General features: G+C 61.4%; 23 protein-coding genes, 1 tRNA gene and 1 pseudogene. 17 read left to right on the top strand and 8 right to left on the bottom strand.

Translation table 11 applies throughout. The features are described from left to right. Positions 1-5: 5 nt before the first annotated feature. The 4 genes from IB241_RS03150 to IB241_RS03135 form a co-directional block, all read right to left on the bottom strand. Positions 6-233 carry a YheU family protein gene (locus IB241_RS03150; RefSeq protein WP_003192759.1) on the bottom strand — a complete coding sequence of 76 codons (228 nt, stop codon included), beginning with the start codon at positions 231-233 and terminating at the stop codon, positions 6-8. 59 nt (positions 234-292) lie between these two features. Continuing rightward, a complete protein-coding gene (locus IB241_RS03145) occupies positions 293-1,477 on the bottom strand; it encodes an osmoprotectant NAGGN system M42 family peptidase (protein ID WP_192296913.1) in 1,185 nt (394 codons plus the stop codon). A 148-nt stretch (positions 1,478-1,625) separates the two neighbouring features. Next, on the bottom strand, positions 1,626-3,359 hold the full coding sequence (gene ngg / locus IB241_RS03140) for an N-acetylglutaminylglutamine synthetase (protein ID WP_192296912.1): 1,734 nt from the start codon (positions 3,357-3,359) through the stop codon (positions 1,626-1,628). A gap of 3 nt (positions 3,360-3,362) precedes the next feature. Further along, complete coding sequence (locus IB241_RS03135; RefSeq protein WP_192296911.1) at positions 3,363-5,135, bottom strand: N-acetylglutaminylglutamine amidotransferase; 1,773 nt, start codon at positions 5,133-5,135, stop codon at positions 3,363-3,365. A 227-nt stretch (positions 5,136-5,362) separates the two neighbouring features. On the opposite strand from IB241_RS03135, the gene IB241_RS03130 reads away from it, so the two are divergent. Beyond that, entirely contained in the window at positions 5,363-5,503 is a 141-nt protein-coding gene (locus tag IB241_RS03130) for a hypothetical protein (protein ID WP_192296910.1), read from the top strand. Here the strand turns inward: IB241_RS03130 and mnmC are convergent, their stop codons facing one another. Next, positions 5,504-7,483, bottom strand: coding sequence for a bifunctional tRNA (5-methylaminomethyl-2-thiouridine)(34)-methyltransferase MnmD/FAD-dependent 5-carboxymethylaminomethyl-2-thiouridine(34) oxidoreductase MnmC (gene mnmC / locus IB241_RS03125; RefSeq protein ID WP_192296909.1), 1,980 nt, complete (start codon positions 7,481-7,483; stop codon positions 5,504-5,506). Positions 7,484-7,624: 141 nt separating this feature from the next. Here mnmC and pap point away from each other — a divergent pair, with 141 nt between their 5' ends. The 3 genes from pap (at position 7,625) to IB241_RS03110 (ending at position 11,772) form a co-directional block, all read left to right on the top strand. After that, positions 7,625-9,139, top strand: coding sequence for a polyphosphate:AMP phosphotransferase (gene pap, locus IB241_RS03120; protein WP_192296908.1), 1,515 nt, complete (start codon positions 7,625-7,627; stop codon positions 9,137-9,139). Between the two features lie 299 nt (positions 9,140-9,438). Beyond that, positions 9,439-10,623: a thiolase family protein gene (locus IB241_RS03115; protein ID WP_192296907.1), complete on the top strand. Its 1,185-nt coding sequence runs from the start codon at positions 9,439-9,441 to the stop codon at positions 10,621-10,623. 192 nt (positions 10,624-10,815) lie between these two features. Continuing rightward, positions 10,816-11,772, top strand: coding sequence for a DMT family transporter (locus tag IB241_RS03110; RefSeq protein ID WP_192296906.1), 957 nt, complete (start codon positions 10,816-10,818; stop codon positions 11,770-11,772). Here IB241_RS03110 and IB241_RS03105 read toward each other — a convergent pair. Further along, complete coding sequence (locus IB241_RS03105; RefSeq protein ID WP_192296905.1) at positions 11,769-13,151, bottom strand: class II fumarate hydratase; 1,383 nt, start codon at positions 13,149-13,151, stop codon at positions 11,769-11,771. The genes IB241_RS03110 and IB241_RS03105 overlap by 4 nt on opposite strands. Before the next feature lie 193 nt (positions 13,152-13,344). Between IB241_RS03105 and IB241_RS03100 the strand changes: the two genes are divergently transcribed. The 7 genes from IB241_RS03100 to IB241_RS03070 all read left to right on the top strand — a co-directional run bounded on the left by IB241_RS03100 (position 13,345) and on the right by IB241_RS03070 (position 21,040). Continuing rightward, a complete protein-coding gene (locus tag IB241_RS03100) occupies positions 13,345-13,863 on the top strand; it encodes a DUF2059 domain-containing protein (RefSeq protein WP_192296904.1) in 519 nt (172 codons plus the stop codon). A gap of 6 nt (positions 13,864-13,869) precedes the next feature. Beyond that, the gene (locus tag IB241_RS03095; RefSeq protein WP_192296903.1) at positions 13,870-14,166 is read left to right on the top strand and encodes a BolA family protein; all 297 of its coding nucleotides are present in this window, start codon (positions 13,870-13,872) and stop codon (positions 14,164-14,166) included. Between the two features lie 119 nt (positions 14,167-14,285). Beyond that, the gene (locus IB241_RS03090; RefSeq protein WP_192296902.1) at positions 14,286-15,227 is read left to right on the top strand and encodes a rhodanese-related sulfurtransferase; all 942 of its coding nucleotides are present in this window, start codon (positions 14,286-14,288) and stop codon (positions 15,225-15,227) included. Between the two features lie 36 nt (positions 15,228-15,263). Beyond that, the gene (locus IB241_RS03085) at positions 15,264-15,866 is read left to right on the top strand and encodes a DsbA family protein (RefSeq protein WP_192297236.1); all 603 of its coding nucleotides are present in this window, start codon (positions 15,264-15,266) and stop codon (positions 15,864-15,866) included. Further along, positions 15,859-17,661: an ABC transporter ATP-binding protein gene (locus IB241_RS03080; protein ID WP_192296901.1), complete on the top strand. Its 1,803-nt coding sequence runs from the start codon at positions 15,859-15,861 to the stop codon at positions 17,659-17,661. The genes IB241_RS03085 and IB241_RS03080 overlap by 8 nt, the downstream gene beginning before the upstream one ends. A 71-nt stretch (positions 17,662-17,732) precedes the next feature. After that, positions 17,733-20,195, top strand: a complete 2,463-nt coding sequence (locus tag IB241_RS03075) for an EAL domain-containing protein (RefSeq protein WP_192296900.1) — start codon at positions 17,733-17,735, stop codon at positions 20,193-20,195. A gap of 77 nt (positions 20,196-20,272) precedes the next feature. Beyond that, entirely contained in the window at positions 20,273-21,040 is a 768-nt protein-coding gene (locus IB241_RS03070) for an iron-containing redox enzyme family protein (protein ID WP_225595247.1), read from the top strand. A gap of 23 nt (positions 21,041-21,063) precedes the next feature. Here IB241_RS03070 and IB241_RS03065 read toward each other — a convergent pair whose 3' ends face one another. Both IB241_RS03065 and lldD read right to left on the bottom strand, forming a co-directional pair. Further along, a complete protein-coding gene (locus IB241_RS03065; protein WP_192296898.1) occupies positions 21,064-21,990 on the bottom strand; it encodes a GGDEF domain-containing protein in 927 nt (308 codons plus the stop codon). A 290-nt stretch (positions 21,991-22,280) separates the two neighbouring features. Continuing rightward, positions 22,281-23,417 carry an FMN-dependent L-lactate dehydrogenase LldD gene (gene lldD / locus IB241_RS03060; protein WP_192296897.1) on the bottom strand — a complete coding sequence of 379 codons (1,137 nt, stop codon included), beginning with the start codon at positions 23,415-23,417 and terminating at the stop codon, positions 22,281-22,283. A gap of 101 nt (positions 23,418-23,518) precedes the next feature. Between lldD and IB241_RS03055 the strand changes: the two genes are divergently transcribed. The 6 genes and pseudogenes from IB241_RS03055 (at position 23,519) to IB241_RS03030 (ending at position 26,483) form a co-directional block, all read left to right on the top strand. Then, positions 23,519-24,424 (top strand): LysR family transcriptional regulator, encoded by a 906-nt coding sequence (locus IB241_RS03055; RefSeq protein ID WP_192296896.1) that lies wholly within the window; start codon positions 23,519-23,521, stop codon positions 24,422-24,424. A gap of 41 nt (positions 24,425-24,465) precedes the next feature. Next, positions 24,466-24,541 (top strand) — tRNA-Asn (locus IB241_RS03050). A gap of 123 nt (positions 24,542-24,664) precedes the next feature. Continuing rightward, positions 24,665-24,931 (top strand): annotated as a pseudogene (locus tag IB241_RS03045) (ParA family protein); the annotation flags it as partial. Positions 24,932-24,996: 65 nt separating this feature from the next. After that, a complete protein-coding gene (imm2, locus tag IB241_RS03040) occupies positions 24,997-25,350 on the top strand; it encodes an Imm2 family immunity protein (RefSeq protein ID WP_225595246.1) in 354 nt (117 codons plus the stop codon). Between the two features lie 241 nt (positions 25,351-25,591). Then, on the top strand, positions 25,592-25,945 hold the full coding sequence (locus IB241_RS03035; protein ID WP_225595212.1) for a hypothetical protein: 354 nt from the start codon (positions 25,592-25,594) through the stop codon (positions 25,943-25,945). Between the two features lie 130 nt (positions 25,946-26,075). Continuing rightward, positions 26,076-26,483: a HEAT repeat domain-containing protein gene (locus tag IB241_RS03030; RefSeq protein ID WP_192296894.1), complete on the top strand. Its 408-nt coding sequence runs from the start codon at positions 26,076-26,078 to the stop codon at positions 26,481-26,483. Positions 26,484-26,607 lie beyond the last annotated feature (124 nt).

The raw sequence follows: 26,607 nt of genomic DNA, 5'->3' as shown, positions 1-26,607 counted from the left end.
CCTTCTCAGTCGAACAGATGCTTGGGCACGTCGTGCTTGAGCATCAACTGACATTGCTCGCTTTCCGGGTCGAACACGATCAGCGCCTGGCCTTTGGTCAGCGCTTGGCGCACGCGTAATACGCGGGTTTCCAGGGGCGTGTCGTCGCCATTGTCGGTGCCGTCACGGGTGACGAAATCTTCAATGAGGCGGGTCAGGGTGTCGACTTCAAGTGCGTCGTAGGGAATCAGCATACAAGCCTCGGCTGGAGAATCCCGGCGATGCTACTGCGCCGGGACCCAGGTTGCCAGTCTCAGGATTTCTGACCGACCAGGCTGTCCACCGACGGCACCCGCGTGTCGCTCTCCATTTGCGTTTCATGTTCCAGCTGGTGACTGAACCGATCCAGTGAACCCTGGGCCGGTTGCGCGTCGCTGGCGAACACCGGCGGGCTGAGGATGTACGCGCCCAGCAGGCGACTCAACGCCGCCAGGCTGTCGATGTGGGTGCGTTCGTAGCCGTGGGTCGCATCGCAACCAAACGCCAACAGGGCGGTGCGGATGTCGTGGCCGGCGGTCACGGCCGAGTGCGCATCACTGAAGTAGTAGCGGAACAGGTCGCGGCGCACCGGCAGATCGTTGTCCGCTGCCAGCCGCAGCAGGTGCCGCGACAGGTGATAGTCGTACGGCCCGCCGGAATCCTGCATCGCCACGCTGACCGCATGCTCGCTGGAATGCTGGCCGGGGGCGACGGGGGCAATGTCGATGCCGACAAACTCGCTGACATCCCAGGGCAGGGCGGCGGCCGCACCGCTGCCGGTCTCTTCGGTGATGGTGAACAGCGGGTGGCAGTCGATCAGCAACGGCTCGCCACTGTCGACGATGGCCTTGAGTGCGGCGAGCAGGGCGGCCACGCCGGCTTTGTCGTCGAGGTGGCGGGCGCTGATATGCCCGCTCTCGGTGAATTCGGGCAGCGGGTCGAAGGCCACGTAGTCGCCGACGCTGATGCCCAGGGAGTCACAATCGGCACGGGTGGCGCAGTAGGCGTCGAGGCGCAACTCCACGTGGTCCCAGCTCACCGGCATTTCATCTACGGCGGTGTTGAACGCATGCCCGGAGGCCATCAACGGCAACACGCTGCCACGGATCACGCCATTGTCGGTGAACAGGCTCACACGGCTACCTTCGGCAAAGCGGCTCGACCAGCAGCCTACTGGCGCGAGGGTCAGGCGCCCGTTGTCCTTGATCGCCCGCACGGCGGCGCCGATGGTGTCCAAATGCGCGGACACCGCGCGGTCGGGGCTGTTTTTCTGGCCCTTGAGGGTGGCGCGGATCGTGCCGCGCCGGGTCATTTCGAACGGGATACCCAACTCTTCCAGGCGCTCGGCGACGTAGCGCACGATGGTGTCGGTGAACCCGGTGGGGCTGGGGATGGCGAGCATTTCCAGTAGGACTTTTTGCAGGTAGTTCAGGTCCGGCTCGGGGATGGTTCGGCTCATAAAGACTCCTCTGTGCTTATGGTCAGGTGGTGCTTGTGCCAGTGCCTTCGCGAGCACGCCCGCGCCCACAGGGGAATGCGGTCTAAATGTGGGAGCGGGCTTGCTCGCGAAGGCGCCAGGTCAGGCAATGCACCTCTCAAGCCATCAGCTAACTGTGCGGAAACAACAAATCCACAAACCGCTCAGCCGTCGGTTGTGGTTCATGATTGGCCAGCCCGGCCCGTTCATTGGCTTCGATAAACACGTACTCGGGCTGGTCGGCGGCGGGCACCATCAGGTCCAGGCCCACCATGGGGATGTCGAGGGCGCGGGCGGCACGCACGGCGGCGTCCACCAGCGTGGGGTGCAGGATTGCAGTGACGTCCTCCAGGCAACCGCCGGTGTGCAGATTGGCGGTGCGGCGCACGGCCAGGGTCTGGCCGCGTGGCAGGATGCTGTTGTAGTCGTAGCCGGCGGCGTGCAGGGTGCGTTCGGTTTCGGCGTCCATGGGGATTTTGCTTTCGCCGTCCGTGGCGGCCTGGCGGCGACGGCTTTGCGCTTCGATCAACGCACCGATGCTGTGATGCCCATCGCCGGTCACTTCAGCCGGGCGACGGATCGCGGCGGCGACTACTTCAAAGCCGATCACCAGGATGCGCAGGTCCAAGCCCTCGTGAAAGCTTTCCAGCAGCACGCGGCTGTCGAACCGCTGCGCCGCTTCGATCGCCTGCTGCACTTGCTCGATGGTCTGCAAATCCACCGCCACGCCCTGGCCCTGCTCGCCATCCAGCGGCTTGACCACGACGCGCAGGTGTTCGTCGAGGAATTCCAGGTTGTCATCGGCGCTGCCCGCCAATTGTTGCGACGGTAGTTGCAGGCCGGCGGCCTTGAGCACCTTGTGGGTCAGGCTCTTGTCCTGGCACAGGGTCATGCTGATGGCGCTGGTCAAGTCGCTCAACGACTCGCGGCAACGTACGCGGCGACCGCCGTGGCTCAAGGTGAACAAGCCTGCATCGGCGTCATCCACCTGCACGTCGATGCCGCGTCGATGCGCCTCTTCGACAATGATCCGCGCATACGGATTGAAGCCGGCCTGCGGACCAGGGCCGAGGAACAGCGGCTGGTTGATGCCGTTCTTGCGCTTGATCGCAAAGGTGGTCAGCGCGCGAAAGCCCAGTTTGGCGTAGAGGTTCTTGGCCTGGCGGTTGTCGTGCAATACCGACAGGTCCAGGTAGCTCAGGCCACGGCTCATGAAATGCTCGACCAAGTGACGCACCAGCACTTCGCCGACGCCGGGGCGCGTGCAGCGCGGGTCGACTGCCAGGCACCACAGGCTGGAGCCGTTCTCCGGGTCGTGAAACGCCTTCTGGTGATTGAGGCCCATCACGCTGCCGATCACCGCGCCGCTGTCTTCATCCTCTGCCAGCCAATACACCGGGCCACCTTGATGGCGCGGCGTCAGGCGGTCGGGGTCGACGGGCAACATGCCGCGCCCTTGGTATAACTGGTTGACCGCCTCCCAATCGGCGTCGCTCTGCACGCGGCGGATGCGAAAGCCGCGAAACACACGGGTCGCCGGGCGATAGTCGGTGAACCACAGGCGCAGGGTGTCAGACGGGTCGAGGAACAGCTGCTGCGGATCGATGCCGAGGATCTGCTGGGGCGCAGCCACGTACAGGGCGATGTCCCGTTCGCCGGCCTGCTCATTGAGCAACTCCAGGGCCAGGCTCGACGGGTCGGCAAAGGTGTGCCCGATCAACAGGCGCCCCCAGCCGCAATGCACGGCGATGGGGTCAGGGCTCTGCGGGCTGCCATCTTCGGCCAGTCGGGCTTGCAGGCGCTCGTAGGATGGCGCCTGGCCCCTCAGTAGGCGTTGGTTGTAAGCCGCTGCATGAGGTTTCATCAATCAGATTCCTTGTTCGCTGAGCCACAGGTTCAGCGCCGCCAGTTGCCAGAGCTTGGAGCCGCGCAACGGGGTCAGTTGGCCCTGCGGGTCGGTGAGCAGGCGGTCGAGCATGGCCGGGTTGAACAGGCCACGATCCTGGCTGGGGTCCAGCAGCAGGTCGCGTACCCAGTTCAGGGTGTCGCCTTGCAAATGCTTGAGGCCAGGGACGGGGAAGTAGCCTTTCTTGCGGTCGATGACCTCACTTGGAATCACTCGGCGCGCGGCTTCCTTCAGCACTTGCTTGCCGCCGTCGGGCAGCTTGAACTTGCCGGGCACACGGGCCGACAGCTCCACCAGGCGGTAGTCGAGGAACGGTGTACGGGCTTCCAGGCCCCAGGCCATGGTCATGTTGTCGACGCGTTTGACCGGGTCGTCCACCAGCATCACCGTGCTGTCCAGGCGCAAGGCCTTGTCCACGGCGGCAGTCGCGCCGGGCATGGCGAAATGTTCGCGTACGAAGTCGCCGGCGGCGTCATTGGCGGTCAACCATTGCGGCGCGACGGTGGCCGCATAGTCGTCGTAGCTGCGGTCGAAAAACGCTTCGCGATAGGCGGCGTAAGGGTCACTTGCACCATCCACCTGCGGATACCAGTGGTAGCCGGCGAACAACTCATCGGCGCCCTGGCCGCTTTGCACCACCTTGCAATGCTTGGCCACTTCCCGCGACAGCAGGTAGAAGGCGATGCAGTCGTGGCTGACCATCGGCTCGCTCATGGCGCGGAACGCCGCCGGCAGTTGTTCGATGATCTCGCTTTCGGCGATGCGCAGTTGGTGGTGACGGGTGCCGTAGTGCTTAGCGATCAGGTCCGAATACTGGAATTCGTTGCCAGCCTCGCCGCCGGCGTCTTCAAAACCGATGGAGAAGGTCGACAAGTCCTTTACCCCGGCTTCACGCAGCAGGCCGACGAGCATGCTCGAGTCGACGCCACCGGAGAGCAGCACACCCACATCCACGGCGGCACGTTGGCGAATGGCCACGGCTTCGCGGGTGCTGTCGAGGACGCGGTCGGTCCAGTCTTGCAGCGTCAGGTTTTGCTCATCGCTATGTGGGCCGTAGGGCAAGGTCCACCAGACTTTCTGTTCAGTGGTGCCGTTGGCGTGGATGCGCATCCAACTTGCGGGCGGCAATTTTTCAATGCCCGCCAGCAAGGTACGCGGCGCCGGTACCACGGCGTGAAAGTTCAGGTAGTGGTTGAGCGCTACCGGATCGAGGATCGGGTTGATGTCGCCGCCTTTGAGCAGCGCTGGCAGCGCCGAGGCAAAGCGCAGGCGCTGGCCGGTGCGCGACAGGTACAGCGGCTTCACGCCGAGACGGTCACGGGCGATAAACAGGCGCTGGGTGTCGCGCTCCCAGATGGCGAAGGCAAACATGCCGTTGAGCTTGGGCAGCAGCGCCTCGCCCCAGGCGTGATAGCCCTTGAGCAGCACTTCGGTGTCGCCGTCGGAATGGAAGGCGTAGCCCAGGGCTGCCAGCTCTTCTCTGAGTTCCGGGAAGTTGTAGATCGCGCCGTTGAAGGCCAGGGACAGACCCAAGTGGGCGTCGACCATCGGTTGGGCCGAGCCGTCCGACAGGTCCATGATTTTCAGGCGTCGGTGGCCCAGGGCAATCGGCCCCTGAGCGTGGAAGCCCCAGGCGTCGGGGCCACGGGGGGCCAGGTGATGGGTGATGCGTTCTATCGCTGCCAGGTCGGCAGGTTGTTGATCAAAACGTAGCTCGCCAGCTAATCCGCACATAAATTCCTTACCGGTTTTTCCGTTGGGGAGGGGGAAACACTCAATACGCCCGGAGGGCGCGTACCCAGAAACTGACACGGGGCTATGGTGGGAGTTTTAGATCAATAAGTTATAAGTCTGCTGGCCTGGCCCGCGCCTGCCCGCCCTTCGAGACTGCGCGGGCCGCAGGGCAGGGGGATGCACAGGGATTATCAAGTGCACCCATGGGGCCAGGTTCGAGGGCTTGAATGAGCCTTACGATGGACGACAGCAGCTACCGCGAGCAGAGGAACATCATTCTCCATGAGCAGGAGAAAGCCGAGAACGCCGAGCTGGAGCGCTTGACCCTGGACGCCTTGAAGCAAGGCGAACTGAAGGGCTGCATCTAGTCAGGCCTTGTTCGCGTTGCTGCGCACCAGCCCGCGCACGGCAAACCGATTGGGGTGGCAGGCGTCAGCTACGCTGCGGGGCACGGGCAAGGGTTCGTCATCGAGCCAGGCCGCGAGCAGCTCGGCAGACAGTGGTGCGGTGATCAGGCCGCGGGAGCCGTGGCCGCTGTTGACGTACAAGCCGTCGAGCCAAGGGCAGGGTGTGTCCGGAACGCTGCGTGCGTCCTTGCGCAATACTGCGTAGGCCTGGTTGAACGCCATGCTGTCGGCCAGCGGCCCGACAATCGGCAAGTAATCCGGGCTGGTGCAGCGGAACGCAGCGCGGCCTTGCAATACGCTGGGGTCGAGCGTGTCGGCGTGCAGGCGCTGGGCCAGATCGGTGGAGATGTCGTGCAGCATCGTCAGGTTGCCGGCGTGGTCGGCAGCCGTGGGGGTGAGGTCTGCGTTCTTGAAGTCGAAGCTGGCCCCCAGGGTGTGTTCGCCCAGGCGCGGCGGGGCGACGTAACCTTCGGCACACACCACGGTGCTCAGGGCCTGGCTCTCGGCAGTCTGTGGCAGACGCGTGATCTGCCCGCGAATGCGTTTGAGGGGCAGGTCGGCAAAACGCTGGACCTCGGCGGCGCCGGCCAGGACCACCACGGGGGCGCTGGCCAGCAGGTGTTCACCGTCCCAGGCTTGCCAGTGATCGTCGACGCGGCGCAGGTCGAGCACATGGGTGTGGGGCAGCACCGTAATGCCGGTTTGGCTGGCTTGCCATTCGCATAGCGCGGGGGGGTGTACCCAACCGCCTTCGGGGAAAAACAAGCCACCGTGTTCCAGCGCAATACCGGCTCTGGCTTGCGCCTGGTCGCGGTCAAGCAGGTGCAACAGGTCTGGCGCGAAGGCTTGCGCAAGCTGTGCCTGGCGCTGGGCTTCCTTGGTGTCGAAGGCCAGTTGCAATACACCGCAGCCGTCCCAGTCCACGCCGCGATGCAAGTGCTCCAGCAGGCGGCGCGTGTGGCCGAAACCGGCGACGATCATTTGCGACAACGCGGTGCCATGGGCCGAGAGCTTGAGGTAAAGCACGCCCTGGGGGTTGCCCGAGGCTTCCTGGGCGAGGGCGGCATGCCGCTCCAGCAGGCTTACTTGCCAACCCCGCGCGGCCAGGCTGGCAGCCGTGGCGCAACCGGCCAGGCCGCCGCCGATGACCAGGGCCTTGCGTTCGCCTTCCACGGGCGCAGGGCGGGCGAACCAGGGTTTGGCGCGGGTGGGCGGCGGGGCAGTTTCGGGCCAGCCGAGAAACTCGCCGCGCAGGATCTCCCACTTATGGCCGATGCCCGGCGTGCGCTTCATCTTGAACCCGGCGGCGTTGATCAGTCGTCGCACCCAGCCGGTGCTGGTGAAGGTGCTGATGGTCGAGCCCGGCGCGGCCAGGCGTGCCAGTTCGGCAAACAGCTCGGCGGTCCACATCTCGGGGTTCTTCGCTGGTGCGAAGCCGTCGAGAAACCATGCATCGACCTGCGCATCCAGTTGCGGCAATTGCTCCAGTACGTCGCCGATCAACAGGGTCAGGGTCACGCGGCCGTTGTCCAGCACCAGGCGCTGGAAACCCTGGTGGATGGCGACGTACTGCTGGAGCAGTTGCTCGGCGAACGGCTGCAACTCAGGCCAGAGGGCGAGGGCGCGTTGCAGGTCGGCGTGGCTCAGCGGGTATTTTTCCACGCTGACAAAATGCAGCCGCGCCCCGGCCACCGCGTGCTGTTCGAACAGCTGCCAGGCGCACAGGAAATTCAGGCCCGTGCCGAAGCCGGTTTCGCCAATCACCAACCGCCCACCCACCGGCAAGGCCGCAAAGCGTTCCTGCAAGCGGTTCTGTTCGAGGAACACATAGCGGGTTTCTTCAAGGCCCGACTGGTCGGAGAAGTACACGTCGTCGAAGACCCGCGAGTGCGGGCGACCTTGTTCGTCCCAGTCGAGCTGGGCGTGGGTGATGGGGTTCATGGGCGGCTCGGTAAACACAAGGCCGTCATTCTAGCCGATCAATGGGGAATGAATTGACCCACGGCAAGCGCCGGTGGAATTTCCTCCCGCGTGTTGCTGCCCAATCCGCTAGTCTTGAGCCATCTTGAAACGGAGCTGCCCATGTTCGAATCCGCCGAAATCGGTCACGCCATCGACAAAGACACCTACGACGCCGAAGTGCCCGCCCTGCGCGAAGCCTTGTTGGAGGTGCAGTACGAGCTGCAACAGCAAAAGCGCTTCCCGGTGATCATCCTGATCAATGGCATCGAAGGCGCCGGCAAGGGAGAGACCGTCAAGCTGCTGAACGAATGGATGGACCCGCGCCTGATCGAGGTGCGCACCTTCGACCAGCAGACCGATGAAGAACTGGCCCGCCCACCGGCCTGGCGCTACTGGCGACAGTTGCCGGCCAAGGGGCGCATGGGCGTGTTCTTTGGCAACTGGTACAGCCAGATGCTGCAAGGCCGGGTGCACGGGCAGATCAAGGACGCCCGCCTGGACCAGGCCATCGCCGGCGCCGAACGCCTGGAAAAAATGCTCTGCGATGAAGGCGCGCTGATCTTCAAGTTCTGGTTCCACCTCTCCAAGAAGCAGATGAAGGCACGGCTCAAGGCCCTGGCCGACGACCCGCTGCACAGCTGGCGCATCAGCCCGCTGGACTGGCAGCAGTCCGAGACCTACGACAAGTTCGTGCACTTTGGCGAGCGCGTGCTGCGCCGCACCAGCCGCGACTATGCGCCGTGGCATGTGATCGAAGGTGTCGACGCCAATTACCGCAGCCTCACCGTGGGCAAGCTGCTGCTCGAAGGCATCCAGAACGCCCTGAAGCTGCCCAAGGGCAAGGCCAGCGGCATGAACCCGGCGCCGTTGATTGCGTCGGTGGACAAGAAAAGCCTGCTCGACAGCCTCGACCTGAGCCAGCGCCTGGAAAAGGACGATTACGAAGAACAGCTGATCACCGAGCAGGCGCGGCTCTCCGGCCTGATGCGCGACAAACGCATGCGCAAGCACGCGCTGGTCACGGTGTTTGAAGGCAACGATGCGGCCGGCAAGGGCGGGGCGATCCGCCGTGTCGCGGCCGCGCTCGACCCGCGCCAGTACCACATCGTGCCGATCGCCGCGCCGAGTGAGGACGAACGCGCCCAACCGTACCTGTGGCGCTTCTGGCAGAAGATCCCGGCGCGCGGCATGTTCACCGTGTTCGATCGCTCGTGGTACGGCCGCGTGCTGGTGGAGCGTATTGAAGGCTTCTGCACCTCCGCCGACTGGATGCGCGCCTATGGCGAAATCAATGACTTTGAAGAGCAACTGCGCGACGCGGGGGTGATCGTGGTCAAGTTCTGGCTGGCGATCGACAAGGACACTCAGTTGGAGCGCTTCCAGGCCCGCGAGGAAATCCCGTTCAAGCGCTTCAAGATCACCGACGACGACTGGCGCAACCGTGACAAATGGGATGACTACCGTGGGGCCGTCGGCGATATGGTCGACCGCACCAGCACTGAAGTATCGCCCTGGACGCTGGTGGAGGCCAACGACAAACGCTGGGCGCGGGTCAAGGTGCTGCGCACCATCAACCTGGCGCTGGAGGAGGCGTTTGCCAAGTCCGATAAGCACGCCAAAAAGAAACACAAATAACCGACTCGTGACGGGCCCCCACCTTGCCTGTTGTAGTGAGCGGGCTTGCCCCGCGCCGGGTGGCGAAGCCGCCCCAAACCCAGGCACCTCGGTCTTCCTGATACACCGCGGCGGATCGATTTTGGGCGGCTTCGCCACCCGGCGCGGGGCAAGCCCGCTCACTACGGGGATGGCAGTTCAGCAGGGGATGATTTTTGTCTCCATGCTTTTGCATACGCCGGGTGAATGATCGTCGCGGTTGGAATCAGCTGGATCTATGCTCGATCCATCTCCCAACAACGACAAGATCGAGGTAGCCCATGCGTGAAGTAGTGATCGTCGACAGCGTGCGAACCGGCCTGGCCAAATCCTTTCGCGGCAAGTTCAACCAGACCCGCCCCGATGACATGGCGGCCCATTGCGTCAACGCGCTGCTCAGCCGCAACGGCATCGACCCGGCCACCGTGGAAGATTGCATCGTTGGCGCGGGTTCCAACGAGGGCGCCCAGGGCTACAACATCGGGCGCAACGTGGCGGTATTGTCGCAACTGGGCACCGGCACGGCGGGGATGACCCTCAATCGTTTCTGCTCGTCGGGCTTGCAGGCGATTGCGATTGCGGCCAACCAGATTGCTTCGGGGTGCAGCGACATCATCGTTGCCGGTGGCGTCGAGTCCATCAGCCTGACCATGAAAAGCGTCAACACCGACAACCTGATCAACCCGCTGCTCAAAGAGCAGGTGCCGGGTATCTATTTCCCCATGGGCCAGACCGCCGAGATCGTCGCCCGTCGCTACAACGTCAGCCGTGAAGAGCAGGACCTGTACGCCCTGCAAAGCCAGCAGCGCACGGCCCAGGCCCAGGCCGATGGTTTGTTCGACGATGAGATCGTGCCGATGGCGGTCAAGTACAAGGTCGAGGACAAGAACACCGGTGCGGTGCAGATCCTCGACGGTGTGGTCGACCGCGACGATTGCAACCGCCCCGATACCACCTTGGCCAGCCTGCAAGGCTTGAAGCCGGTGTTTGCCGACGACGGTTCGGTGACGGCGGGTAACTCGTCGCAGTTGTCCGACGGTGCGTCGATGACCCTGGTGATGAGCCTGGAAAAAGCCCTGGAACTGGGGCTCAAACCCAAGGCGTTTTTCCGTGGTTTTACCGTGGCCGGTTGTGAGCCGGACGAAATGGGCATCGGCCCGGTGTTCTCGGTGCCCAAGTTGCTCAAGGCCAAGGGTTTGCAGGTGGCGGACATCGATCTGTGGGAGTTGAATGAAGCGTTTGCGTCCCAGTGTTTGTATGCGCGCAATCGGTTGGAAATCGATAACGCGAAGTACAACGTCAACGGCGGTTCGATCTCCATCGGGCATCCGTTCGGCATGACCGGTTCGCGGCAGGTGGGGCATCTGGTGCGTGAACTGCAACGGCGCAACCTGCGTTACGGCATCGTCACCATGTGCGTGGGCGGCGGCATGGGGGCCACCGGCCTGTTCGAAGCCGTACGCTAAAGCTACTGAAGGTACCGGATCAAATTGTGGGAGCGGGCTTGCTCGCGAATGCGGTGTGTCAGCCAATACATGCAGCGACTGACACCCTGCATTCGCGAGCAAGCCCGCTCCCACATTTGAACTGCAGCGTATCGCGAGTCGTGTTCTTGCCCCTAGAATGCGGCTCCACTTCCTCTGGCTTCTGGGGCACTCATGCACATCTCTTCCGGCCGCTGGGTCTATGGCTTTCTGTTGACCCTGCTGACCGCGTTCCTGTGGGGCATCCTGCCGATCAAACTCAAGCAGGTGCTGCAGGTGATGGACCCGATCACCGTCACGTGGTTTCGCCTCACCGTTGCCGGTGGGTGTCTGTTCTTCTACCTCGCACTGACCAAGCGCCTGCCCAGCCACAAGGTGCTCGGCCCCAAGGGCGGCTGGCTGGTGGGCATGGCCGTGTGTGGCCTGGTGGGCAACTACGTGTTGTACCTGGTGGGCCTGCAACTGCTCAGCCCCGGCACCGCGCAATTGGTGGTGCAGATGGGCCCGATCTTTTTGATGGTCGCCAGTGTGTTTGTGTTCAAGGAGCGCTTCAGCCTGGGCCAAGTGCTCGGCCTGATCGTGCTGATCTGTGGCTTTGGTTTGTTCTTCAATCAACGCCTGGAGGAGTTGCTGACGTCCCTTGGCGATTACACGGCGGGCGTTCTGACCGTTCTGCTGGCCACCACCATTTGGGTGTTCTACGCCTTGGGCCAGAAGCAATTGCTCACCGCATGGAATTCGCTGCAAGTGATGATGGTGATCTACCTGTGTTGCGCCGTGTTGCTTACGCCGTGGGCACACCCGTTGGAAGCCTTGGACCTGAGCCCGCTGCAAGCATGGCTGTTGCTGGCGTGCTGCATGAATACCCTGGTGGCGTACGGTGCGTTTGCCGAAGCATTGGCGCACTGGGAAGCCTCGCGGGTCAGTGCGACTCTGGCGCTCACGCCGTTGGTGACTTTTGTTGCGGTGGCGGTGGCAGCGTGGTGGTGGCCGGATTATGTGCAGGCCGAAGAGATCAACGCCCTGGGGTATGCCGGGGCGTTGGTGGTGGTGCTGGGCTCGGCGACCGTGGCGCTGGCGCCTTCATTGATGGCCGGGCTCAAGGCCCGGCGGTTGCGCATGGCGTCTTAGGCTCCCAGCATGTTTTCCGGGCGCACCCACAGATCGAACTCGGCATCGGTGAGGTAGCCCAGCGCCAGGGCGGCTTCCCGTAGCGTCAGCCCTTCGGCGTAGGCTTTCTTGGCGATTTCGGCCGATTTGTCGTAGCCGATATGCGGGTTGAGCGCTGTCACCAGCATCAGCCCGCGCTCCAGGTGTTCGGCCATTTGCCCGGCGTCGGGCGCAAGCCCAGCCACGCAATGCTCCTGGAAGTTGTTGCAGCCGTCGGCCAGCAGACGGATCGACTCCAGCAGGTTGTGGATGATCACCGGTTTGTACACGTTCAACTGCAAGTGACCCTGGCTGGCGGCGAGGCCGATGGTCACGTCATTGCCCAGCACCTGGCAGGCCAGCATCGACAGGGCTTCGCACTGGGTCGGGTTGACCTTGCCCGGCATGATCGAACTGCCAGGCTCGTTGGCGGGCAACTTGACCTCGGCAAACCCGGCACGCGGGCCGGAGCCCAGCAGGCGCAGGTCGTTGGCGATTTTCATCAACGCCACCGCGAGGGTTTTCAGAGCGCCGTGCAGGGTCACCAGCGGCTCATGGCCGGAGAGGGCGGCAAACTTGTTCGGCGCGGTGACGAAAGGGAGCCCGGACAACGCCGCCAGCTCGGAGGCAATCGCCTCGCCAAAGCCATGGGGCGCATTCAGCCCGGTGCCCACCGCCGTGCCACCCTGGGCCAACTCGCACACCGCGGGCAGGGCGCTGCGCACGGCGCGTTCGGCGTAGTCGAGCTGGGCGATAAACGCCGAGAGCTCCTGGCCGAAGGTGATCGGCGTGGCATCCATCATGTGGGTACGGCCGGTCTTCACCAGCTTCATATGCCGTGCAGCCTGTTCGGCCAGGCCACCGGAGAGTGCGGCAATGGCTGGCAGCAAGCGTTGGTGTATCGCCTGGACCGCCGCAATGCTCATCGCCGTGGGAAAGCAATCGTTGGAGCTCTGGGAGCGGTTCACATGGTCGTTGGGATGCACCGGGCTCTTGCCGCCACGGGTTTTGCCCGACAGCTCATTGGCGCGGCCCGCGATGACTTCATTGGCATTCATGTTGCTCTGGGTGCCGCTGCCGGTCTGCCAGACCACCAGCGGGAACTGGTCGTCGTGCCTGCCTGCGAGGACTTCGTCGGCGGCCTGTTCGATCAGGCGGGCGATGTCGGCGGGCAGGTCGCCGTTACGGTCGTTGACCCGCGCGGCGGCCTTCTTGATCAGCGCCAGGGCGTGCAACACCGCCAGCGGCATGCGTTGCTCGCCGATGGCGAAATTCACCAGTGAACGTTGGGTCTGCGCGCCCCAGTAAGCGTCATCCGGGACTTCTACGTCTCCCAGGCTGTCGGTTTCGATACGGCTCATCGGGCACACTCCTTGAGATCGGTTTGCGCAGTTTAGGCCGTGATCGGCCGGTGGGGTTCCCTAAAAGACTTTTCATCGGATTCATCCGCGCAGAATCCTTGCCCGGCAAGGCCCGGGGTTGAGCCGCGAGGTTTTTTAGGCGCAGAATGGGCGCCCTTGGGGTCTTACCTCGCCTGCTAGAAAAGGAAACTCGATGACTCGTCTTCGTGCCATCTGTACCGCGGTTGCTCTGGTTTGCGCCAGCGGCCAGGTTTTTGCCGATACCGCCAGCCACAACGCCAGTGCCGAAGCCTTCCTTACCCTGGCCCACGCCGACAAGCTGGGTACCCCGGTGTACATGCAAGTGCAGCAAATGTTCGCCCAGCGTTTCGAACAGACCAAGGCACCTGCCGCCAAGCAGTCCGTGCTGGACAGCTACCAGGCCAAGGCCAACGCCGCCCTGGACAAGGCCATTGGCTGGGACAAGCTGAAACCGGACATGGTCAAGCTCTACACCACCAACTTCAGCGAATCCGAACTCAAGGACCTGGTGGCTTTCTACCAATCGCCATTGGGCAAGAAAGTCCTCGAAAAAATGCCGCAACTGACCCAACAATCGGCCCAGATGACCCAGGCCAAGCTGGAAAGCGCCGTGCCGGTGGTGAACAAGCTGTTGGACGACATGACCAACGAGCTGGCGCCGAAAGCCGCCGCACCGGCCAAGAAGAAGTAAGCAGGAATGACCATGCAACAGCGTATCGAAACGGCGCTCGCCGCCCTGGGCCCGGACCACTTGAGCGTGCTGGATGAAAGCCACATGCACAGCCGTGGGTTGCAGACCCACTTCAAGGCCGTGCTGGTCAGTCCACAGTTCGAGGGGCTTAACCGCGTCAAGCGCCACCAGAAGGTCTACGCCACCCTGGGTGACCTGATGAGCGAGTTTCATGCGCTGGCGCTGCATACCTACACGCCTGAAGAATGGGCGAAAATCGACGCAGCCCCGGCCTCGCCGACCTGCGCCGGCGGGCATGATTGATGATCGGGTGTCTCTGACACCGGGCATTTGTTAGAATCCGCAACGCGCCGCTCAGTCGGCGCGTTTTTTTTTGCATCCGGTTCACCCTTTACGAGGGTAGCCACCTGGAGAGAACACCCGTGACTCAACCGATTGTCGTGGCGGCACTGTATAAGTTCGTCACCCTCGAAGATTACGTCGCCCTGCGCGAGCCACTGCTGCAGGCGATGGTCGACAACGGCATCAAAGGCACCTTGCTGATCGCCGAAGAAGGCATCAACGGCACCGTTTCCGGTAGCCGCGAAGGCATTGATGGCCTGATGGCCTGGCTGAAGAACGACCCGCGCATGGTCGACATCGACCACAAAGAATCCTACTGCGACGACCAGCCGTTCTACCGCACCAAGGTCAAGCTCAAGAAAGAGATCGTGACCCTGGGCGTCGAAGGCGTCGACCCGAACAAGAAGGTCGGCACCTACGTGGATCCGCAGGACTGGAACGCGTTGATCAGCGACCCGGAAGTGCTGTTGATCGACACCCGCAACGACTACGAAGTGTCGATCGGCACCTTTGAAGGCGCAATCGACCCGAAAACCACCAGTTTTCGCGAATTTCCCGAGTATATCAAAGCCAACTTCGACCCGGCCAAGCACAAGAAAGTCGCCATGTTCTGCACCGGCGGTATTCGTTGCGAAAAGGCCTCCAGCTACATGCTCAGCGAAGGCTTCGATGAGGTGTATCACCTCAAGGGCGGCATCCTGAAGTACCTCGAAGAGGTGCCGCAGGCCGAAACCAAGTGGCAGGGCGACTGCTTTGTTTTCGATAATCGCGTGACTGTGCGCCACGACTTGAGCGAAGGCGACTACGATCAATGTCATGCCTGCCGCACACCCGTGAGTGTCGAAGACCGCGCGTCCGAGCACTACGTGGCTGGCATCAGCTGCCCGCATTGCTGGGACAAGCTGCCGGAGAAGACCCGCCGTAGCGCGATCGACCGGCAGAAGCAGATCGAGCTGGCCAAGGCCCGCAATATGCCGCACCCGATTGGCTTCAACTACAAGCAATCCCCTTCCGAGGCCTGAGCCATGTCCGCGCGCTTGCTCTATGTAATGGACCCGATGTGTTCCTGGTGCTGGGGGTTTGCCCCGGTAGCCGAAGCCTTGGTGGGGCAGGCCCGGGCCGCCGGTGTGGAACTGCACCTGGTGGTGGGCGGCTTGCGCACCGGCAGCGGTGCGGCGCTGGAGCCGACCACGCGGCGCTACATCCTCGAACACTGGCAGGCGGTGACCGACGCTACCGGCCAGCCGTTCAAGCGCGAAGGCGCGTTGCCCGACGGTTTTGTGTATGACACGGAGCCTGCGTGTCGCGCCATCGTCACCGCGCGCAGCCTGGCGCCGGATTGTGCATGGACATTGCTGGGGCTGATCCAGCGCGCGTTTTATGTCGAGGGCCGCGACGTGACCCTCGCCAGCGTGCTGGTGGAGCTGGCCGAACAGGCGGGCATCCCGCGTATCGAGTTTGCCGGTGCCTTCGACCGTGCCGAGCAGCACGCGGCCACGGCTGCCGATTTCACCTGGGTGCAGGACCTGGGCATCGCCGGTTTTCCGACGCTGCTGGCCGAGCGCAATGGCCAGCTGGCTTTGCTGACCAACGGCTACCAGCCGCTGGCCGAGCTGTCGCCGCTACTGGGCCGATGGCTGGAGCGAGCCACCTGTGCATGAACCGGCCCAGCGCACTGATCGACTGACCTGGGCGGAGATCCGCCGCCTGGCCCTGCGTCACAAGAAATCCCTGTGGATCGCCAATGGCGTCGCCGTCCTGGCGACCCTGTGCAGCGTGCCTATCCCGCTGCTGTTGCCGCTGCTGGTCGATGAAGTGCTGCTCGGCCACGGCGACGCCGCGCTCAAGGTGATGAACCACGCGCTGCCGTTGGGCTGGCAGAAAGCCGCCGGTTATATCGGCCTGATGCTGCTGGTGACGTTGTTCCTGCGCTGCGGCGCGCTGGTGTTCAACGTGGTGCAGGCGCGGCTGTTTGCGCGGCTGGCCAAGGACATCGTGTACCGCATCCGCGTGCGCTTGATCGAACGGCTCAAGCGCATTTCCCTGGGGGAATACGAAAGCCTGGGCAGCGGCACGGTCACCACCCATTTGGTCACCGATCTGGACACCCTGGACAAATTCGTCGGTGAAACCCTCAGCCGTTTCCTCGTGGCGATGCTCACCCTGGTGGGCACGTCGGCGATCCTGGTGTGGATGCATTGGCAGCTGGCGCTGCTGATCCTGCTGTTCAACCCGTTGGTGATCTACGCCACGGTGCAGTTGGGCAAACGGGTCAAACACCTGAAGAAACTCGAGAACGACAGCACCTCGCGGTTCACCCAGGCCCTGACCGAAACCCTGGATGCGATCCAGGAAGTGCGCGCCGGCAACCGCCAGGGGTTTTTCCTCGGCCGCCTGGGCCAGCGCGCCCAGGAAGTGCGTGACTATGCGGTGCACTCGCAGTGGAAAACCGATGCGTCCAGCCGCGCCAGTGGCTTGCTGTTCCAGTTCGGCATCGACATCTTCCGCGCGGCGGCGATGCTCACCGTGCTGTTTTCCGACCTGTCCATCGGCCAGATGCTCGCGGTGTTCAGCTACCTGTGGTTCATGATCGGCCCGGTGGAGCAACTGCTTAACCTGCAATACGCCTATTACGCGGCGGGCGGCGCGCTGACGCGGATCAACGAGCTACTGGCACGGGCCGACGAGCCGCAATACGCCGGCGGCGAAGACCCGTTCAGCGGGCGGGAAACGGTCGGTATCGAAGTCCGCGGGCTCAATTTCGGCTATGGCGAAGACCTGGTGCTCGACCAACTGAACCTGGCCATTGCGCCGGGCGAGAAGGTCGCGATCGTCGGCGCCAGCGGTGGCGGCAAGAGCACCCTGGTGCAGTTGCTGCTGGGGTTGTACACGCCGCAGGCGGGCAGCATCCGCTTCGGCGGTGCGACCCAGCAGGAAATCGGCCTGGAGACCATCCGCGAGAACGTCGCCGTGGTGCTGCAACACCCGGCGTTGTTCAACGACACCGTGCGCGCCAACCTGACCATGGGGCGCACCCGCAGCGACCAGGCCTGCTGGCAGGCCCTGGAAATTGCCCAGCTGGATGCTACCGTCAAGGCACTGCCGATGGGCCTGGACAGTGTGGTGGGGCGTTCCGGGGTGCGGTTTTCCGGCGGCCAGCGGCAACGCCTGGCGATTGCGCGGATGGTCCTGGCCGAGCCGAAGGTGGTGATCCTCGACGAAGCGACTTCCGCCCTCGACGCCGCCACCGAGTACAACCTGCACCAGGCGCTGGCGCGGTTTCTCAGCGGGCGTACTACACTGATCATCGCCCACCGTCTGTCGGCGGTTAAGCAGGCAGACCGGGTCTTGGTGTTTGACGGCGGGCACATTGCCGAGGATGGTGATCATCAACAACTGATCGCCGACGGTGGGCTGTACGCAAAACTTTATGGACACTTGCAACAAGTGCGTTGATTTAGCCTAGGCTGAGCTATCGGAAGCGGTTTTTCGCGTGCGTATCCAGCGGTGCATGTGCAAGGGACTTCATGAAGCAAAAGCGGACTCTCGGAACGCCTCGGCTGTTGGGCATTGTGTGGCCCTTTATCGCCGTCGTGCTGTTCCAGGCATTGTTAGGCTGCGTCAGTCTCTACGTGCTTTCGGCCGTGCGCGGCTACGTGGCAGGCGAAAGCTTGTGGTCCAAGGGCCAGAAAGATGCCATCTATTACCTGACCCTCTACGCCGACAACCGCGACGAAACCACCTACCTCAAGTACCAGCAAGCCATCGCCGTGCCCCAGGGCGGGCATGAACTGCGCATCGCCCTCGACCAACCCGCTCCCGACATCGCCGCCGCCCGCCAGGGCATCCTCAAGGGCGGTAACCATCCCGACGATGTCTCCAGCCTGATCTGGCTGTACCTCAACTTCCGCCATTTCAGCTACCTGGAAAAAGCCATCGAGCTGTGGACGGTCGGCGACGGCTACCTGCTGCAACTGGATGACCTGGCCCAGGAAATGCACCGCGCGATCCGCGCCGACCACGTCAGCGGCAACGACGTGCGGCAATGGAAGGCACGCATCACTGCGATCAATGAAGGCGTGACGCCGGCCGCCAAGGCCTTCAGCGACGCCTTGGGCGAAGGTTCGCGGATGATTCTGCGCCTGCTGCTGATCACGAACCTGGCGACCGCCCTGGGCCTGATCGTGCTGGCGCTGTTGCGCACCCACAAACTGCTGGCCCAGCGTCATGCGTTCGCCGACGCCTTGCAGGCGGAAAAGGAGCGTGCGCAGATCACCCTGGAGTCTATTGGCGATGGGGTGATCACCACCGACGTCGATGGCGCCATTGCCTACATGAACCCGGCGGCCGAGGCGTTGACCCACTGGAAGTCCGCCCAGGCCCAGGGCCTGCCCCTGGCCGCGTTGTTCAAACTGCTCGACGAAAACGCCGAGCCCGACGGTTTTACCCTGATCGATCACATCATCAAGGGCCGGCTCAGTGGTGGCAGCGAGCATTCCAAGCTGATCCAGCGCCTGGACGGCAGTACGGTTTCGGTGACGCTGGTGGGGGCGCCGATCTGCAGTGCCGGCAAGGTCAGCGGGGCGGTGCTGGTGCTGCACGACATGACCCAGGAGCGCCAGTACATTGCCAACCTGTCGTGGCAGGCCACCCACGATGCGTTGACCGGCCTGGCCAACCGTCGCGAATTCGAGTTCCGGCTGGAGCAGGTGCTGCATCACGTGGGGCGCCAGCAGAACCCACGGCATGCGTTGATGTTCCTCGATCTGGACCAGTTCAAGCTGGTCAACGACACCTGCGGCCACGCGGCGGGCGATGAACTGCTGCGGCACATCTGCGCGCTGCTGCAATCGGACCTGCGCGACGGCGACACCCTGGCGCGCCTGGGCGGCGACGAGTTCGGCATCCTGCTGGAAAACTGCCCGGCGCCGGTGGCGGAGAAAATCGCCGAGAGCCTGCGCCATACCGTGCAAAGCCTGCATTTTGTGTGGAAGGGCCGGCCGTTCATGACCACCGTCAGCATTGGCCTGGTGCATATCTCCCAGGTCCCGACCACCCTGGAGACGTCACTGCGGGCGGCGGACATGGCCTGCTACATGGCCAAGGAAAAGGGCCGCAACCGGGTGCAGGTCTATCATGCCGACGATTCGGAACTGTCCCTGCGGTTTGGCGAGATGGCCTGGGTGCAGCGCTTGCACATGGCCCTGGAGGAAAACCGGTTTTGCTTGTACGCCCAGGAAATCGCGCCCCTGGGGTATACCGATGGCGGCACCGGGCATATTGAAATCCTCCTGCGCCTGCATGACGAAGGCGGTCGCATCATCTTGCCCGACAGTTTTATCCCGGCCGCCGAGCGCTATGGCTTGATGACCTCGTTGGACCGTTGGGTGGTGGATAATGTGTTCAAGATCATCGCCGACTGCATGCGCGAGCGGCCGGGCCTGCCCATGGCGATGTGTGCGATCAATCTGTCGGGTATTACCATCGGCGATGACGACTTCCTCGGTTTTTTACGTGAGAAATTCAATAGCTACGGTATACCGCCGGCGATGATCTGTTTTGAAATAACCGAAACCAGTGCTATCGCCAACCTGGGCAGTGCAATTCGCTTTATTAATGAACTCAAAGCCTTAGGTTGTCATTTCTCGCTCGACGACTTTTGTGCCGGAATGTCCTCATTCGCTTATCTCAAACATTTACCTGTAGACTTCCTGAAGATCGATGGAAGTTTCGTAAAGGATATGCTGGACGACCCGATTAACCGCGCCATGGTCGAAGTGATCAATCACATCGGCCACGTCATGGGTAAGCGCACAATTGCCGAGTTTGTTGAAACACCGCACATCGAACAGGCGTTGCTTGAGATTGGTGTGGATTACGCTCAGGGCTACCTGATAGAACGCCCGCAATTGTTTACCTTTGATAGCTTGCAGTGTCGACCTGTGCGACCGCAGCCCCTGTTATTCAGGGCGCCCGGCACATTCCGCTGAAACATACGCTGGTCTGTACTATCACACTAAAAAGGAGCCTTATAGTGATCGACACATTCAACAGAACCGGCCCGCTAATGGAAGCCTCAAGTTACCCAGCCTGGGCACAGCAATTGATCCAGGACTGTAGCGAGAGCAAGCGCCGAGTTGTCGAGCACGAACTGTACCAGCGCATGCGTGACAACACGCTCAGCGCCAAGACCATGCGCCACTACCTGATCGGTGGCTGGCCGGTGGTTGAACAGTTTGCGTTGTACATGGCACAGAACCTCACCAAGACCAAGTTTGCCCGCCATCCTGGGGAGGATATGGCGCGACGTTGGCTGATGCGCAATATTCGCGTCGAGTTGAACCACGCCGATTATTGGGTGCATTGGGCGCGTGCCCATGGGGTCAGCCTCGAGGAGTTGCAGGCGCAGAACGTGCCGCCTGAATTGCATGCGCTCAGCCATTGGTGCTGGCACACCAGCTCGGCCGATTCGCTGATCGTGGCCGTGGCCGCGACCAACTATGCAATCGAAGGGGCGACGGGGGAGTGGTCGGCCGTGGTGTGTTCCACAGGTGTCTACGCGGCGGCCTTCCCCGAAGAAGAACGCAAGCGTGCGATGAAGTGGCTGAAGATGCATGCCCAGTACGACGATGCCCACCCGTGGGAAGCACTGGAAATCATCTGCACCCTGGCCGGGATGAATCCGAGCAAGGCCTTGCAGGTCGAGCTGCGCCAAGCCGTATGCAAGAGCTACGACTACATGTATCTGTTCCTGGAAAGCTGCATGCACCTGGAGAAAGAGAAAGCGCCTGCGGCCGTGCGTGAGCGCCCGATGCGCGTCGCCAGCGAGGCGTGATGTAACACGTGATGGCGGGGTGCTTACCCCGCCATTGCCAAGCGGTTGCGGCCTTCGCGCTTGGCCACGTACAAGGCGCTGTCGGCCCGGCGCAGTAGGCTGTCGGCCGATTCTGCGGCCAGTAGGGTCGAGCAACCGAGGCTCACGGTCAGTTCGATTCTTGTCCCATCCGCCCAATAGTCGTGGGCTTGTGCCGCCTTGCGCAGGCGTTCGCCGACCAGCGCCGCCGCATCCCGGCCGGTGTTGGACAGCAGGATCAGAAACTCTTCCCCGCCAAACCTGAACACCATATCGACGTTACGCAACTGGCTCTTGAGGGCCTGGGCCACGGTGCGCAACACGCTGTCGCCGGCCGTATGGCCATGGGTGTCGTTGATGACCTTGAAGTGATCGATGTCCAGCATCAGCAGCGACAGTGGGTTCAAATGCCGGCGCGCCATGTCGATTTCCCGTTGCAGGGTCTGGTCCATGGCGATGCGGTTACCGGTTTGCGTCAACGGATCGCGCAGCGCGCTGCGGGTGGCCGCGCGATAGAGCAGGGCATTGCGCATCGGGTAGAGCAGGGTAGCCAGCAAGGATTCGAGCTGGCTCAGTTCGTCTTCCAGCAGGCGCTGGTTGCGGCGGAACACCAACTCGCCCAGGTGCTCGCCTTCATGGCTCAGTGTGTAGCTCACCGAGTGATGGCCGCGATGGCCAAATTCCAGGCGCAGGTCGCTGGCCTGGTGGTGATATTGCAGGGCGTCCAGGGGGACCAGGCGTTGGATTTCGCGGAAAAACAGGCCGAGGATCCGCTCCGGTTCCAGGCTGGTCTGCAAGTGCATGCTCAACTGCTGGCGCAGCTGCGCGACTGTGGTGGGGCGTCGTGGCAGGGAGGACGGTTGACCGAAACCCAGGCGTTGCAATTTGGCACTGTCGAAGTCAATTGCGTTGGTATGGGTCGGTGTTTTCATAAACTATCAGCCTCTAAGCGCAGAACTGTCTTACAGGCTCGATAAGAGCGGCGAGTGCCATGCGTCGTACTGTTCCCTCAGTTCCGTAAAACATTGGAAACAGTTTAGACCGCTTTGCAGTGGGTTATAACCCCTGGGCACTGCCACACGTCTTGTCATCGCCTAACCTGCTTGAGACAAGTTAGAGCGAGATTCATGCCAAATCCTTTGTTTTTATAAAAGTCCTTTTAAATCAAATGGCTGTCAATAAAGCCAACGTGCAACGGTGCCCAGTGACGCCATTTATTTGGCTATGGGTTAACCAGCGTTGTACGGTCGATCTGATCGATCGAGGTCACACCGGTCAGGGTCATGGCCACGCGCATTTCCTTGGCGAAGATATCCAGCAGGTTTTCCACGCCATGCTGACCCTCGGCGGCCAGCGCATAGGCGGTCGAACGTCCCAGCAGGCACGCCTTGGCGCCCAAGGCGAGCATACGTACCACGTCGAGCCCGGAGCGCACACCCGAGTCCACCAGCACCGTCAGATCGTCACCGACCACTTCGGCAATCGGCGGCAATGCCCTGGCAGTGGACAACACGCCATCCAACTGCCGGCCGCCGTGGTTGGAGACCACGATGCCGTCGGCGCCGAAACTCACGGCGTCCTTGGCGTCTTGCGGGTCGAGGATGCCCTTGATGATCATCGGGCCTTTCCAGAATTCTCGGATCCACTCCAGGTCTTTCCAACTGATCGACGGATCGAAATTGTTGGCCAGCCAGCCGATGTAGTCTTCCAGGTGCGTGGGTTTGCCGAGGTATTTGGAGATGTTGCCCAGGTCATGGGGGCGCCCCATCAACCCGACATCGACGGCCCATTGCGGCTTGGTCACGGCTTGCAGTATGCGGCGCGAAGCGGCGAACGGCCCGGACATGCCCGAGTGCGCATCGCGGTAACGCGAACCCGGCGTGGGCATATCGACGGTGAATACCAGCGTCGTGACCCCGGCGGCTTGCGCACGCTCCAGGGCATTGCGCATGAAACCGCGGTCCTTGAGCACATAGAGTTGGAACCAGATCGCCTGTGGGCTTTGCGACGCGACCTCTTCAATCGGGCACACCGACACTGTCGACAGGCAGAACGGAATACCTTTGTTCGCCGCCGCCTTGGCCGCCTGCACTTCACCGCGACGCGCATACATGCCGGTCAGGCCAACCGGGCTGAGGATCACCGGCAGCGCCAATTCCTGGCCGAACAGCGTGCTTTTCAGGCTCAGGTTGTCGACATTACGCAGGATGCGCTGGCGCAGGCTGATGTCGGCCAAGTCCGTGCCGTTGGCGCGCATCGTGTGCTCAGCGTTGGCGCCACCGTCGATGTAATCGAACAGAAAGCGCGGCAGCTTGCGTCGGGCGGCTTCACGGTAATCGGAAGCGGACGAAATGATCATCAGCGTAAACTCCACAGGTCAAAGGGGGTTCACGATAAGCAAAGCTCTGGCATGATAAAAACAACTTTTTCAACTAGCATTCAGTCGCTAAAGGAATACTGATGAACCTCAGAACACTGCGCACCTTTGTCGAAGTGGTGCGCCAGGGCGGTTTCTCCCAGGCGGCTGAGGTTGTGTCCCTGACCCAATCCACGGTGAGCAAGGCGGTCAAGACCCTGGAGGATGAACTGGGTATGCCGCTGCTCAATCGCCTCGGGCATAAGAACGAACTCACCGCCGCTGGCGAAATGACCTACCGCCGCGCCCAGGTGCTGCTTGCCGAGCACAATGACCTGCTGGCCGAGATCAACGACTTGCGCGGCCTCAAGCGCGGCGTACTGCGTATCGGCTTGCCGCCAGTGGGCTGCGGTGTGTTGTTTGCAGCGATGTTTGCGACCTACCGCCGCCGCTATCCGGACATCGAGATCGAACTCACCGAATACGGCAGCAAAAAACTGCGCGACTGCCTGGAAGCGGGGGAGGTCGACCTGGCGGCGCTACTGCTGCCGATGGACGAAGGTTTCGACTACCAGCCCGTACGCAACGAACCGTTGATGGCCGTGCTACCCGTGGAGCACCCTCTGGCGCAAAACACGCGCATCGACTTCAACGACCTGGCGGACTCGCCGTTCATCCTGTTCGAAGCCGGCTTCGCCCTCAACGCCAAGATCCTCGCCGCGTGCGAACGCAAAGGCGTGACCCCTCGGGTCGCGGCCCGCAGCGGGCAGATCGACTTTATCGTCGACCTGGTCTCGGCCGGCCTGGGCGTCGCCTTCCTGCCGCGCATGCTGGCGCACAAGCATCAACACACCGGCATCGCCCTGATCCCGCTGGACGAACCCCACACCGACTGGCACATCGCCCTGGCCTGGCGCGCCAGCGCCCACCTGCCACCCGCCGCGCGGGCCTGGCTGGATTTGGCCAAGGAACAGCCACTCACAACCGATCATCCGGTACGTTCGCACTGAATGCTTGACTTCTTCTTTTTAATCAGTAACATACGGCGCATTCCGCGATAGCTCAGTTGGTAGAGCAAATGACTGTTAATCATTGGGTCCCTGGTTCGAGTCCAGGTCGTGGAGCCAGATAGAGAAAAGCCTGCAGAGATGCAGGCTTTTTTTTGCCTTGGATTTGGCCGAGGTGATCGAAGCGCACAGCGTGGCAGGCATGAAGACGTCTCTTAATCCTACGATTCAGAGGTAAGCCCCATGAAAGTCGCTGCAGTCGTTTCAACCAAAGGCGGACCGGGTAAGACCACGGTTGGCGCCAATCTGGGCGCGTTCTGCGCCGATGCAGGTGTTCGTACCCTGTTCATCGATCTTGATAATCAGCCGTCGTTGTCCTCGTTTTACAACCTGGCGTATGAAGCGCCTGGCGGTACCTATCAGTTGATCACGAGCAATGAGACTCGGCCTGACGAGATCATTTCTCAGACCTGTATCCCCAATCTGTCCCTGATCAGGGCGAAGTATCCTAATGTAACTGTGAATATTTTCGATAATCAGGGCGTCAGGTTGCGTCCGCCAAGGAAAACTCCGTGATGGAAGAAAGAGTGACTTACGCTGAAATCAGGGCTTGGTTTTTGGGCAGCTACTACAGTTACTGCCGAGTAAAGCTTAGGCATCGAAGTGCTTGGGTCGAAGGTGAAAGCGAGGTAGGCTTTGCCTATAGCGAACTCGAAAATTCCTTCGATCTACCAGTTGAGAAGTTGATGCTTGAAATATTAGCCCTTGTTCTTTCTGCGGGTCGATCTTCCGAGAGTGTCAAGAAATATCATATGGATGCTGCCTTAAAGCTGATCGAGCAGATTGACCTTTCCTCTATGCTGAAAGAGCTGCCTCCGGAAGAGGCAGCAGACCTTGTTGAGGATCTTCGATTGTTAGGCATTTGTTAAAGTTGGTACGAACAGTAATGTCGATGCTACTGCATGGCGCAGGCCGGCGATCTAGATGTATGGATTCGATATCCAGCATCATGCTCGGTTCGATAGTTTCTCCCGTATCAACGATGTGTTTCGAAAAGGACAAAAAAGGGGGCGGATTTAAATTTCTGACTAAGTTAATCCGACCTCTTTGCTCACTCACCGTGGACAGGTCCTGCCCATGCACCTTTCATCCATTGGAGTGAGGGCTAAAATGAACATTCGTTTTTATATGAAAGAGTCAGCCGAAGTCTCAAGTCCTCGGTGCGGCACTGATGTGGTGAGAGTTGATGGTGTAGATCTTCTCGCATGCTTATTGATCGACAATGGCGGAGTGCCTTTTAACGAAACCATTCCTTGGTTGGATGAAGGGGTGAATAGACTATTGGCAGTGAGACGCGACGAGAAAGTCTTTACGGAATGGGCTCGTGATGCTTGGGCTGCTCATATATCGAAAGATGGAGTGAAAATCTATTCGCTTTATGATGAAGATTTCTCAATCACCATTAGCTTGGACGACTTCGAAAAGGCTTTACGAGGTTGGAAGGATTTTCTAGTGTCGCTGTAGAAACCGGCGACGCTCATGTAAGCTCAGCGATTGCGTGAAGCAAGGGGCAAGTTCTGGCGAATTATCCTAAAGTCACTGCGATTGTTTTCGATGCACGGCTCCGGATCCGACGAATTCTGATAGGTGTAGTATGTTGAAGGACTATGAATTTTTGCTGGATTCAATAAGTTCAGAAGATTACTGGTCGGATGTAGGAATTGATACCGCGGCCTCCAAGATCTCTCAGTTTGATAATTCAAGCTGGAACGAACTTGAATCTATTTTTCTGGCGAAGTCTGAAGTCTGGCGAGGTCGGTGCGCGGAGTCTCTCGGTGACTCGGATGATGAGCGGGCTTTGCGCGTTTTGCTAGCGCTTCTAAAAGCTGAAGAGGAGTCGGTTGTCATTCATGCAATTGAATCAATTGAATCAGTTTTTTTGGCTGGCTACATTCTTGACAGGGCGCAGGTCATACGCGCTCTAGATGAGGAGTTTGAGGTAGAGAGCAGAACATTGAAGCTAATGGCGGCTACGCTGGTCAGGAAGTTAAGTCAGGCATAAAGGTTACTCGGTAGCTGACAGAGGGCACCTCCTTTTCCTACAGGTCATTGCTCTGCGCCGCTTTGACAAGCCAAGTCAACCTAACCCGACTAACTTTCCAGGCATGACGTATGACAGACAATGC

Source organism: Pseudomonas sp. PDM05 (assembly GCF_014851685.1).
Taxonomy (GTDB): domain Bacteria; phylum Pseudomonadota; class Gammaproteobacteria; order Pseudomonadales; family Pseudomonadaceae; genus Aquipseudomonas.
Note: the sequence above shows the minus strand (reverse complement) of the source record. Positions and strands in the feature narration are given on the sequence as shown.

Coding starts and splice junctions, on each gene's coding strand:
- IB241_RS03070 (WP_225595247.1), top strand. CDS start 20,273: ATGGAAGCCTCAAGTTACCCAGCCTGGGCACAGCAATTGATCCAGGAC.
- IB241_RS03100 (WP_192296904.1), top strand. CDS start 13,345: ATGACTCGTCTTCGTGCCATCTGTACCGCGGTTGCTCTGGTTTGCGCC.
- IB241_RS03145 (WP_192296913.1), bottom strand. CDS start 1,477: ATGAGCCGAACCATCCCCGAGCCGGACCTGAACTACCTGCAAAAAGTC.
- IB241_RS03095 (WP_192296903.1), top strand. CDS start 13,870: ATGACCATGCAACAGCGTATCGAAACGGCGCTCGCCGCCCTGGGCCCG.
- IB241_RS03075 (WP_192296900.1), top strand. CDS start 17,733: ATGAAGCAAAAGCGGACTCTCGGAACGCCTCGGCTGTTGGGCATTGTG.
- ngg (WP_192296912.1), bottom strand. CDS start 3,359: ATGAAACCTCATGCAGCGGCTTACAACCAACGCCTACTGAGGGGCCAG.
- IB241_RS03105 (WP_192296905.1), bottom strand. CDS start 13,151: ATGAGCCGTATCGAAACCGACAGCCTGGGAGACGTAGAAGTCCCGGAT.
- pap (WP_192296908.1), top strand. CDS start 7,625: ATGTTCGAATCCGCCGAAATCGGTCACGCCATCGACAAAGACACCTAC.
- mnmC (WP_192296909.1), bottom strand. CDS start 7,483: ATGAACCCCATCACCCACGCCCAGCTCGACTGGGACGAACAAGGTCGC.
- IB241_RS03065 (WP_192296898.1), bottom strand. CDS start 21,990: ATGAAAACACCGACCCATACCAACGCAATTGACTTCGACAGTGCCAAA.
- IB241_RS03085 (WP_192297236.1), top strand. CDS start 15,264: ATGTGTTCCTGGTGCTGGGGGTTTGCCCCGGTAGCCGAAGCCTTGGTG.
- IB241_RS03135 (WP_192296911.1), bottom strand. CDS start 5,135: ATGTGCGGATTAGCTGGCGAGCTACGTTTTGATCAACAACCTGCCGAC.
- IB241_RS03030 (WP_192296894.1), top strand. CDS start 26,076: ATGTTGAAGGACTATGAATTTTTGCTGGATTCAATAAGTTCAGAAGAT.
- IB241_RS03150 (WP_003192759.1), bottom strand. CDS start 233: ATGCTGATTCCCTACGACGCACTTGAAGTCGACACCCTGACCCGCCTC.
- imm2 (WP_225595246.1), top strand. CDS start 24,997: ATGGAAGAAAGAGTGACTTACGCTGAAATCAGGGCTTGGTTTTTGGGC.
- lldD (WP_192296897.1), bottom strand. CDS start 23,417: ATGATCATTTCGTCCGCTTCCGATTACCGTGAAGCCGCCCGACGCAAG.
- IB241_RS03035 (WP_225595212.1), top strand. CDS start 25,592: ATGAACATTCGTTTTTATATGAAAGAGTCAGCCGAAGTCTCAAGTCCT.
- IB241_RS03115 (WP_192296907.1), top strand. CDS start 9,439: ATGCGTGAAGTAGTGATCGTCGACAGCGTGCGAACCGGCCTGGCCAAA.
- IB241_RS03130 (WP_192296910.1), top strand. CDS start 5,363: ATGAGCCTTACGATGGACGACAGCAGCTACCGCGAGCAGAGGAACATC.
- IB241_RS03110 (WP_192296906.1), top strand. CDS start 10,816: ATGCACATCTCTTCCGGCCGCTGGGTCTATGGCTTTCTGTTGACCCTG.
- IB241_RS03055 (WP_192296896.1), top strand. CDS start 23,519: ATGAACCTCAGAACACTGCGCACCTTTGTCGAAGTGGTGCGCCAGGGC.